Source organism: Streptomyces sp. NPDC025793 (assembly GCF_055558375.1).
In genome coordinates this window covers 68,367-78,263 of the sequence record NZ_JBVHMR010000032.1, presented here as the reverse complement: position 1 = coordinate 78,263, position 9,897 = coordinate 68,367, and the positions used below count along the sequence as shown (strand labels likewise).

The following is a 9,897-nucleotide window of genomic DNA, read 5'->3' as shown; positions in this document are numbered from 1 at the left end:
ACAAACGCGACTACATCTTCAACGGCACCCTGGCCATCACAGCGATCGTCATCTGGCTCCGAGACATCGTCCAAGAGCCATCAGAAACGGCCTAGCCCAGCAAGAGCCATCAGAAACGGCCTAGGTCCAGAGGCTGGGAATCGTAGTACTCGGCGAACCCTGACGGCCGACGGCGCAGGGACGAAGCCCCTGGAAGACAGCGTCCTCGGTGAAATACGAGGCGACTTCCTGCGGCTCGTGTGCGTCGACCGCACCCTTCCATCGGTCCATGACGCCTCGCAGAATCGCCTCCTGTGTTGCTGTGCTGGTCATGAGGGTTCTCCTCTCATCAAGGGGCGCTCGGGGCGCCCGGTCGTTGGCGTTCCTTGCTCGTGGAACATGCTTGCTGCCCGGGCGTGGCATCGCCCTGCACTGGTTCTGACGTCGCTCCCTGCGGCCGCCGCAGGGAGCGTGGGCAGAGGGAGGCGCGATCAGGCCGTGCAGCCGGTCGGGCCCGGATCGTTGGGATGCGGCTGCAGTGCGGTGACCGCGCGGTCATCCAGGGCCGCAGGGGCAGTGTTCCGAGGACCTTCGCGCGCAGATCCGCCTCGTGGTCGGCGCGCCACACACCAATGCTGCGGAGCTCGCCCACCGGGCGCCATAGACGGATCAGGTGGCCCGCGCAGGCGAGCTCCTTCGCACGGGCAGCCTCTGCAGCGCGACGCCGATCGACCTCGGCGGGGTCGGTGCCTTCTGGCACGGTCGTGATGAGCTCGACCAGGAACTCGTTCATGGTCCTTTCCTCTCTCGGTTCGGCGGGGGTGGTGGCTCCCGACGGGGACATGGTCGGCCGATCGTCAACGGACGGCGAGTCGCAGCGGTGCCGGCCCGCTGCAGGCCGCTCGGTCGAACCGCGAAGCGGAGCCACCTGTCATCCTCGTCGCCAGCACTGCGCCGGAGGACGTACTGACCTCCCGTGAAGGGAGGAGTCGCCGGGCATCGGCACCGGCGGAGCGTTACGGTGTGGCACGCAGAGGTGCCGATACCCCCTGTCGGCGCCGCAGGAGCGCCGCCGACAGGCCGGCCTCGAGCGGGCTGTCGGGCAGCGGCCTTGAGTGCAGCGGCTATCTTGACGGTGCGCTCGGCCTGGATGCGGGCGGCGGCGCGGGTGGTGTCGTCGACGGGGTTCGTCGACGCAGTCGTCTACCTTGAAGAACGCACCCTTCGTCACCGGCGAGATCCTCCACGTCGACGGCGGCCAGAGCGTCGGCCACCGATTCGTCGCCCCCGGGCGGCGTGTCAGACGCCCGGGGCCACGGTGGCTCGCTATAGACGACCGGTCGTACACTTGCGGCATGGGACGTACGAGTGATGCGAGGGCGAAGATCCTCACCGCCGCGCAGTCGCTCATCGAGCTGCGCGGCTACTCCGCGCTGGGTGTGGCCGAGATCTGCAAGGCCGCCGGTGTGCCCAAGGGGAGTTTCTACTACTTCTTCGAGTCCAAGGAGGCTCTCGCCCTGGCGGTGCTCGACGAGCACTGGGAGACTCAGCGCGGTGACTGGGTTCGGGCCCTGCAGGACGATGTGGAGCCGCTGTCGCGGCTGCGCCGGCTGTTCGAAGAGACCGAGGCGGGCCTGCGTGCGGGTCAGCAGAGCTGCGGGACCGTCTCCGGATGCATGTTCGGCAACCTCACCCTGGAGCTGAGCAACCAGACGGAACCCATCCGCGAGCGCCTGCAGCAGATCTTCGACGCCCAGGTGGAGATGGTCGAGAATGTCGTCGCCGAAGCCCGGGGGCGCGGGGAGGTCACCGTCGGCGACACCCAGGAGGCCGCCCGGTCGGTCGTCGCCCAGCTCGAGGGCCAAGTGCTGTTCGCCAAGCTCTACAACAACACTCAGCATCTCCAAGCCCTGTGGGAGAACTGTCTTTCGCTGCTGTCCGCACACCGAACGGACATGACGACCGTCAGCTCCTGACCAACCCCGCCGCCGGGTCGCTCGGGTGCGCACGCGGGCCAGAGACTGTAAAGAACGCGGCCACTTCTTCGTCGGCAGGTGGGCCTCCAACGCCGCGAGTGGGTTCGCGGAACGCACCGTTCATTCCTGTGCAGGGATGTGCTGAACGGATCGCTGGTGACGGCCGCGCACCGCAGTACAACCACCGGAACCCTCTCTCGGGATCGCCCAATTCCTGGTGAGCGCGGGCATCGGTAAATCCGGTATCTGCCTGTGCGGTGGCATTCGTAAGTGATTTCCGGTCAGTATGTTGTTGTTTCGTGCAATTTCAGCATGCGTGTACCGGGGAGCTGCGCGTCGCAACGACGTCTTGGACCGAGACTGGGCGGGCTGGACACCTGGACGCCACCAGTGGGCTTGCCGACCGGTTGTCTAGTCAGATGGTTGACGCCGGCACGGTGGCCGATCCCGATCGGAAGGACAACCATGAGCAGTCCCAGCCGCAAGGTCGCCGTCATCACCGGTGCGTCGCGGGGCATCGGTGCCGGCCTGGTGGACGCCTACCGCAAGCTCGGCTATGCCGTCGTCGCCACCTCTCGTGGCATCGCTGCCTCCTCGGATCCGGAGATCCTCACCGTTCAGGGTGACATTGCCGACCCTGCCACCGCTGAGCGTGTCGTCGCCGCCGGGCTTGAGCGCTTCGGTCGCATCGACACCCTGGTCAACAACGCCGGCATCTTCATCGGCAAGCCGTTCACCGAGTACACCCAGCAGGATTACGACACGGCCACCGCCGTCAATATGGCCGGGTTCTTCCGCATCACCCAACTCGCCGTCGAGCAGATGCTCCGCCAAGGTGGCGGTCACGTCGTCCAGATCACCACCAGCCTGGTCGACCACGCCAGTTCCGCGGTCCCCTCGGTGCTCGCCTCGCTGACCAAGGGTGGCCTGCAGTCCGCCACCAAGGCCCTGGCCATCGAGTACGCCGCGCGAGGTGTCCGCAGTAACGCGGTCGCGCTCGGCGTCATCAAGACGCCGATGCACTCAGATGACTCTCATGAGGCGCTCGCCGCCCTTCACCCGCTCGGGCGGATGGGTGAGATCAGCGACATCGTCGACGCGGTCGTCTACCTACAGAACGCGCCCTTCGTCACCGGCGAGATCCTCCACGTCGACGGCGGCCAGAGCGCCGGCCACTGAGCGGTGCCGCAGTGCCGGCTTCGGCCGCCCACGGCGCTTGATCCTCCGAAGGGGATGAGGACGAGGTGCCCTTCCATGAAATTGGTAGAAATGGCCAAATCTGATATCTGCGGGCAAGCTGGTTGACGGAGGTGGTCGCCGTGGCACGCGATGCTCCGCTGATGGTCATGGACGGCGGGGGAGTCGTGGTGGAGTGGAGTCGCCAGGCGGAGGAACTGCTGGGGCATACCGCGGGCGAGGTAGTGGGGCGGCCCGCAACAAGCCTGGTCAGGCCCGTCCCAGCTGCTTCCGGCCACTCTTTGGGACACGTCCGGGTAGCGCTGTGTCACCGAAGTGGTCGCGCGGTCGCCGTCGATCTGCGGATGCGGCCACTGCTCCGCGAAGACGGCTCTGTCGCGTGGGGCGTGTTCCAGGATGCAGCGGACGACCACAAGGCGCCCGGGATGGGCACGGCAGTGCTCGAAGCCCTCTTCAGGCAGGCACCCTTCGCTCTCTACGTCCTGGATCCGACGCTTCGGATCGCGGCATGCAACGCAGCCGCACAAGTGATGTGCCAAGCGGTTCCGGAGCAGATCGTCGGAAGCCGCCTCAGCGACCTGTATGACTTCCACGACCCGGACGACGTGCAGAGCATCTTGCGCGGCGTACTGGAGAGCGGCGTGTCGTCGTTGGAGCATGTGGTGTGCTTCCACGCCAGGAACGCCTCCGAAGTGGCGCGTACGGCGCGTGTTTCGGCGTTCCGTCTGGACGACCGAGAGGGGACGGTCCAGGGAGTCGCCGTGTTGGCGGTCGACGTCACTCAGCGTGAACAGGCAAGGGCCCGGTCACGTATCGTCCACGCGGTGCGGGAGCGAGTGGGTCGGAGCCTCGATCTGGTCACCACCTGCCAGGACTTGGCCGAGGCGCTGGTGCCGGGCTTCGCCGACGTGGCGGTGGTGGAAGTCGTGGACGCGCTCATGCGCGGTCAGGACCAGCCGCCCGGGCCTGCCGGCCGGGACGTTCCGCTACGTCGTGCTGCTTTCCGGTACAGCGGCGGCGAACATGAGGTGCAAGCCCACCCGATCGGCGACGTGCGCGGCCTGCCGTACTCGTCCCCCTACGCACGGACGCTGACCGACCTCAAGCCCCGCGTCATCGCGCTGGACGGCAAGCCGTCGTGGCTGGTGGCCGATCCCGAACGCGCCCGAGCGATCCAGGCGTCGGGGGCCCGGACGCTTCTTGCCGTTCCTCTGACCTTGCGAGGCACGGTGCTGGGGCTGCTGAGCCTGTACCGGACGAAGCGAGGCGCCTGTTTCGAGGAGGAGGAAGTCGCTCTGGCCATGGAAGTGGCGGCGCACACGGCAGTGTGTCTCGACAATGCCCGTCGGTTCGTCCGCGAGCACACCACCGCCGCGACCATTCAGCGGTATCTGCTGGCTCCGTGCCAGGCTTCACGAACCGGTGTCCAAACCGCCCATCTGCTCGTGCCGGGCACTCAGGGAGCAGGCGGCTGCTTCGATGCCCTGTCCCTGCCTGGCGCCCGTACCGCGCTGGTGGTCGGCGAAGTCGCCGGACAGGGCATCCACGCCGCAGCGACCATGGGGCAAGTACGCACGGCCGTGCAAACGCTGGTCGCCCTCGACCTAGAGCCCGACGAGCTCCTGGCGCGTCTCAACGACACCGCCACACGCCTGGCCCGTGAGCGAGCCGCGCTGCCCGCCGACGACCCGCTGCGCCGGCAGCCGCTGACCGCCACATGCGTGTACGCGGTCTACGACCCACTCAACAGGACCTGCAGCATCGCCCGGGCCGATCATCCCTCGCCCGTCCTCGTCCACCCTGACGGCACTACGGAGATCTTCGACCTGCCCAACGGGCCTCCATTGGGCAGTGCAGACGGAGCGCCGTTCGCCAAGACGACCGTCTCACTAGCGAAGGGAAGCGTCATCGCCTTCTACACCACCTCGCTCGTGTCCGCTCTTTCGTCCAACGGGCCGGCCGAACTGGACTCTCTGCGTCGGCTGTTGGTCCGCGGCCGACGACCCCTGCAGGACATCTGCCACGACGCTGCCAACCGGCTGGGTGACAATGCCCCCGCCGGCGATGCGGTTCTCCTCCTTGTCCGCACCGGCGGCTTCCCCGCCGACTGGGTCGCCACATGGGACTTGGACAACCGGCCAGAAGCCGTGGGCCAGGCTCGGGCGCGCACGCGACGTCGGCTTGCCACGTGGGGAGTCGACGACGAGACCGCGTATTCAACCGAATTGATCGTCAGCGAGTTGGTGACCAACGCGATCCGTTACGGGGCTCCACCCGTGCAACTGCGCCTGATCAAAGACCGCACCCTGACGTGCGAGGTCCACGACAGCAGCCCCTCCGCACCACACTTGCGTCACGCCCGAACGGTGGACGAGGGGGGACGCGGCCTGTTCATCTCCGCGCAACTCAGCGAGGACTGGGGCGTCCGCTACACCTCCGACACCGAAGGCAAGACCGTGTGGGCCGAACAGGTGCTCCCGGCGACCGAGACCGCCTCACACGATTCTGACTGACCTCCCCACTCCTCCGCCGAGACATACAGGCCGGGGCGGGGCGCGGCTCCGGATGGGGCGGCAGCCCCGGATGGCGTCCCGTCTTCGGAGCGGTACGTGACCTCGTCGAAGCCCGGTTCGTGCTCGGCGGCCAGTGCCGTACAGGCGAGCGTGCCGAGTCGGGCAAAGGGTCGGTGATCGCGGCCAGCACGATCAGGCTCCGGTGCGTGTCACGCCGCCGTCGACGTGCAGGATCTGGCCGGTGATGAAGTCGGCGTCGTCCGAGACCAGGAAGCCGAGCGCGCTGCCGAGATCCGTCGGCACGGACCGGCGCTTGATGGTCTGCATGGCCGTCACGCGGGCGAGGACCTCGTCGGCGGACGGGCCGCTCGTCCTGACGCGGCCCAGGAAACCCTCCGTCGCCACCAGGCCGGGCGCGATCGCGTTCACGGTGATGCCGCTGCCACCGAGTTCGTTGGCGAGCGCCCGGGTCAGCGCGTGTACGGTGCCCTTGCTGGTCAGGTATGCCAGGTCGCGGTTCTGCGTCACGGTGATGCCCGAGCCGGTGTTGACAATGCGCCCCCACCCGGCGGCCCGCATCCCCGGCGCGAACGCCTGGGCGAAGAGCAGGGTCGCCTCGACGTTGACCGCCTGCACCTTGCGCCACAGCTCGATCGTCACGTGGTCGAGGTCGGTGAAAGGGAAGATGCCGGCATTGTTGACGAGGATGTCGCAGCGCCCGTACCGGTCGAGGACCGTCTCGGCCACGGCGTCGACCTGCGAGGGCTCGCTGATGTCGCACACCAGCCCCAGCTTGTCGCCCCCACCCGTCAGCTCCGCCACGGCGTCCGCCGGATCGTCGATGTCGACAGCGACGACATGGGCGCCGTCCGCGGCGAGCCGCCGGCAGTACGCGTACCCGATGCCCCGGGCCGCCCCGGTCACCACCGCCGTCTTTCCGTCAAGCCCCACGGCTGAACTCCAGACCGATCTGGGTGGCGATCGCGAAGTAGTCCTCCAGGTGCCACGTCCGTACGATGCGGCCGTCGACCACCCGGTGGAAGTCGGCCGCCCGGAACTCGACCTCCCGCCCGGTGCCCTCGACGCCGAGGAGTTCCCCGGTCTGCCTCGCACGGCTGACCGCCCGCACCGCGACCATGTCCCCGTCCGCGACGACGTCCTCGATCTCGATGGTCAGGTCGCTGAAGACACCGCGCAGGTGAGCGATGCTCGCCTTCCATCCTTCCGGTCCGCTCCCGGCGCGCAACGGCGGGACGGCGTCCCAATCAGCAGCGAGTGCCTCGTCGACCAGCGCGGTGTCACCGGTGGCGAGGGCCTCGTAGAAGAGCCGGACAGCGATCTCATTGTCGGTTGGCATGGATCTCACGCTAGGGACGCGCACCCCTAGTGATCAAAGACCTGTTCCGCACCACGTCATACGATCCAGGCATGACGGATCTCGACCTACGGCTGGTGCGCTACTTCGCCGCCGTCGCGTCACACCTGCATTACGGCCGAGCCGCGGCCGAGTTGCACATCGCGCAGCCGTCGCTGAGCCGGCAGATCAGCCAGCTCGAGGCCCAGGTGGGGGCGCGGCTGTTCGACCGTACGCGACAGGGCACGCGGCTCACGGAAGCCGGGGAGGTCTTCCTCCCCCACGCACGCGCCTTGTTGCGCATCTCCGGGCAGGCCACGGCTGCCGCCCGGGCCGCCGCGCAGCCCACCCGGATCACCGTCGGCTACACCGCGGGCCTGATCGTCACCCCGGCGGTGCGGAACGTGCGGCACCGACGCCCCGACGCCGACGTACGCACGCTGCACCTGGAGTGGCACGAGCCGCGCGAGGCACTCCTCGACCGGCGGGTCGACGCGGTGATCACCCGCCTGCCGCTGCGAACCGACGGCCTGCACGTGACGATCCTGCACGACGAGCCGAAGATGCTGCTCATGCCGGTCGGACACCGGCTGGCGGGGCACGAATCGGTGACGCTCGCCGACATCGAGGCGGAGCCGATACCCCGCTTCCCGGATCGGGAGTGGGACGCGTACTGGCGCATCGACCCGCGGCCGGGAGGCCGCCCCGCCCCCGACGGACCCCCGGTCGAGACCATCGAGGACAAGCTCGAATGCATCGCCGCGGGGCAGGCCGTGGCCATCATCCCTGCCGCCCTGCACACAGGTGGCCTCCGGGCCGACCTCACCGCCATCCCGCTGCACGGCGTGGAGCCGGGCCAGGTCGTCGTGGCGACCCGGGCCGTGGACCGCAGCCGACTGGTGGCCGCGTTCCGCACGGCGGCCCGTGACTGCCTCACCGGTTCTGTCGAACGCCGTTGATCCCAGGTCTGTTGACGCTCACCTGCCCCAGACGCCGAGAAGAACAAGGTCATGCCGGATGACGGGCTTGAGGCGTCCATGGGAGGGAGCAGGGGAGGCAGCCGATGGAAGCTCCGACCCGGCAATGCCGCCGTCGCACGAACAGCTGGCGCGCACTCGGCCTCTTCGAGCGGGGCCCACCATGTCCCCTGACACGCAGCGGTAGGACCATTGCCCGCCGCGGCCGCAGACTCTCGCTTTCGCCGCCGCCGGCACGTCAGACCACGCGCTCCTTGGCGTTGGTCCTCACCGTCGGAGTCTCGGCCGGTGTCGGGCGGATTCCGGCGAAGCCGAGGAACGCACCGAAGGCCGTCATGCCGGCGGCGATGGTGAAGCTGAAGGCGTAACCGTGCGCGGCGGCGGTCAACGGGTCGGCGCCCGCACGCCGCAGCACGGCGGCGTGGCCGGTGCCCAGTGAGACCAGGGCAGCCAGACCGATGGCGCTCCCGATCTGCATGGACGCATTGTTCATGCTGGTGGCGATGCCCGCGTCTTCACCGGTGGCGCCGTCCACTCCGGCGACAGTGGATCCGACGAGGACGAGTCCGCCTCCCAGCGGCACGAGGATCAGTCCGGGCAGTACGTCGGCCACATAGGTGCCGTGGCTGCTCAGCCCGGCAAGGAGGAGGTAGCCGACGGTGGTGACCGCAAGCCCTCCTCCGTTCAGGGCCCGCAGACCGAACCGGGGAAGGAGGCGTGGTGCCATCACGGTGGCGCTGAAGAGAATGACCAACCCGAACGGTACGAAGGCGAATCCGGTGGCCAGCGCGGAAAAGTGCAGTATGCGCTGGACATACAGGCTCAGTGAGAAGAAGAGGGTGGCGAAGCCGACGTAGTAGCAGATGCGAACGATGTTGGCGATGCTCCGGTTACGTGAGCGCAGGAATGCGAGGGGCACCAGAGGCTGGGCCACGCGGGCCTCCACCAGCACGAAACCGATCAAGCAGAGCACACCGAGCCCGACGCAGCCCACGACGGAGAACGAGTGCCATGCGTGGCTGTCCTTCTCCAGGAGGCCGAACACGACCAGGAGCAGACCGAGGGTGACCGTCACGGCGCCGAGGACGTCAGGCCGACCGCGCTTGGTGGCCCGGCTTTCGGAGACGAGCTTGAAGGTGGCGAGAAAGGCGAACGCGGCGATGGGCAGATTGATGAAGAAGATCCAACGCCAGGAGGCGATGGTGGTCAGGACGCCCGAGAGTACGACGCCCAGGGCCACACCAACTCCGGCCAGGCCACTCCAGATGGCCATGGCCCGTGCCCTTTCCTGCCGCTGTGTGAACAGCAGCGTCACCAGGGACAGTGCCGCCGGGCTCACGAGTGCCGCACCGACGCCCTGTACGAAGCGGCTGGCGATCAGTACACCGGCTTGCTGGGCCACTCCGGCGCTCGCCGACGAAAGCGCGAAGATCGCCAAGCCGGTCAGGAAGAGGCGTCTGCGGCCGAGCAGATCGCCCAGGCGCCCGCCGAGCATCAGCAGCCCACCGTAGGTGACGGTGTAGCCGTTGACGACCCAGGCCAGGCCAGTGGTCGTGAAGCCGAGATCGTGCTGGATGGGGGGCAGCGCCACATTGACCACGGTCACATCGAGGAGCAGCATCACCTGCACCAGGCAGATGATCCCGAGCGCGCGCCACCTGCGCGGATCCGGTTCGGGAGTGGGACTGATCGCAGTCATCACCGATCGCCTTCTGTTCGGTCGGGCCGCCGCGGTGCCCCCGGACGCCGTCTCAGGAGGCGAGGGCGCGAGCCGGCCCGGCCCACGGACATTTCCTGAGCTGTTCAACTCGCAGGCGCCGGGTGTGCGTGGCCGCGGATGAGGACAGCGAAGGCGCACATTCGGTCTTCGCTGCGGGATCGGTACCGGAGCGAGCCTGAAC

At 68.2% G+C, this 9,897-nt stretch carries 7 protein-coding genes and 2 pseudogenes; 4 read left to right on the top strand and 5 right to left on the bottom strand.

Annotated features, from left to right (window positions below):
* Window positions 1-121: 121 nt before the first annotated feature.
* Window positions 122-312: pseudogene (locus ACZ4MF_RS37525) on the bottom strand (Cif family virulence factor); the annotation flags it as partial.
* A gap of 158 nt (window positions 313-470) precedes the next feature.
* A pseudogene (locus ACZ4MF_RS37520) lies at window positions 471-772 on the bottom strand (muconolactone Delta-isomerase family protein).
* A 562-nt stretch (window positions 773-1,334) separates the two neighbouring features.
* Here ACZ4MF_RS37520 and ACZ4MF_RS37515 point away from each other — a divergent pair.
* The 3 genes from ACZ4MF_RS37515 (at window position 1,335) to ACZ4MF_RS37505 (ending at window position 5,665) form a co-directional block, all read left to right on the top strand.
* Window positions 1,335-1,955 (top strand): TetR/AcrR family transcriptional regulator, encoded by a 621-nt coding sequence (locus ACZ4MF_RS37515; protein WP_467497264.1) that lies wholly within the window; start codon window positions 1,335-1,337, stop codon window positions 1,953-1,955.
* Window positions 1,956-2,420: 465 nt separating this feature from the next.
* Entirely contained in the window at window positions 2,421-3,134 is a 714-nt protein-coding gene (locus ACZ4MF_RS37510) for an SDR family NAD(P)-dependent oxidoreductase (protein WP_467497276.1), read from the top strand.
* A gap of 140 nt (window positions 3,135-3,274) precedes the next feature.
* Window positions 3,275-5,665 carry a SpoIIE family protein phosphatase gene (locus ACZ4MF_RS37505; protein ID WP_467497262.1) on the top strand — a complete coding sequence of 797 codons (2,391 nt, stop codon included), beginning with the start codon at window positions 3,275-3,277 and terminating at the stop codon, window positions 5,663-5,665.
* Between the two features lie 192 nt (window positions 5,666-5,857).
* Here ACZ4MF_RS37505 and ACZ4MF_RS37500 read toward each other — a convergent pair whose 3' ends face one another.
* Together ACZ4MF_RS37500 and ACZ4MF_RS37495 are read right to left on the bottom strand one after the other, a co-directional pair.
* A complete protein-coding gene (locus tag ACZ4MF_RS37500) occupies window positions 5,858-6,616 on the bottom strand; it encodes an SDR family NAD(P)-dependent oxidoreductase (RefSeq protein ID WP_467497260.1) in 759 nt (252 codons plus the stop codon).
* Window positions 6,606-7,022 carry an ester cyclase gene (locus tag ACZ4MF_RS37495; protein WP_467497259.1) on the bottom strand — a complete coding sequence of 139 codons (417 nt, stop codon included), beginning with the start codon at window positions 7,020-7,022 and terminating at the stop codon, window positions 6,606-6,608. The genes ACZ4MF_RS37500 and ACZ4MF_RS37495 overlap by 11 nt, the downstream gene beginning before the upstream one ends.
* A 71-nt stretch (window positions 7,023-7,093) precedes the next feature.
* On the opposite strand from ACZ4MF_RS37495, the gene ACZ4MF_RS37490 reads away from it, so the two are divergent.
* Window positions 7,094-7,978, top strand: coding sequence for a LysR family transcriptional regulator (locus tag ACZ4MF_RS37490; RefSeq protein WP_467497257.1), 885 nt, complete (start codon window positions 7,094-7,096; stop codon window positions 7,976-7,978).
* 256 nt (window positions 7,979-8,234) lie between these two features.
* Here ACZ4MF_RS37490 and ACZ4MF_RS37485 read toward each other — a convergent pair whose 3' ends face one another.
* Complete coding sequence (locus tag ACZ4MF_RS37485) at window positions 8,235-9,695, bottom strand: MFS transporter (RefSeq protein ID WP_467497256.1); 1,461 nt, start codon at window positions 9,693-9,695, stop codon at window positions 8,235-8,237.
* Window positions 9,696-9,897 lie beyond the last annotated feature (202 nt).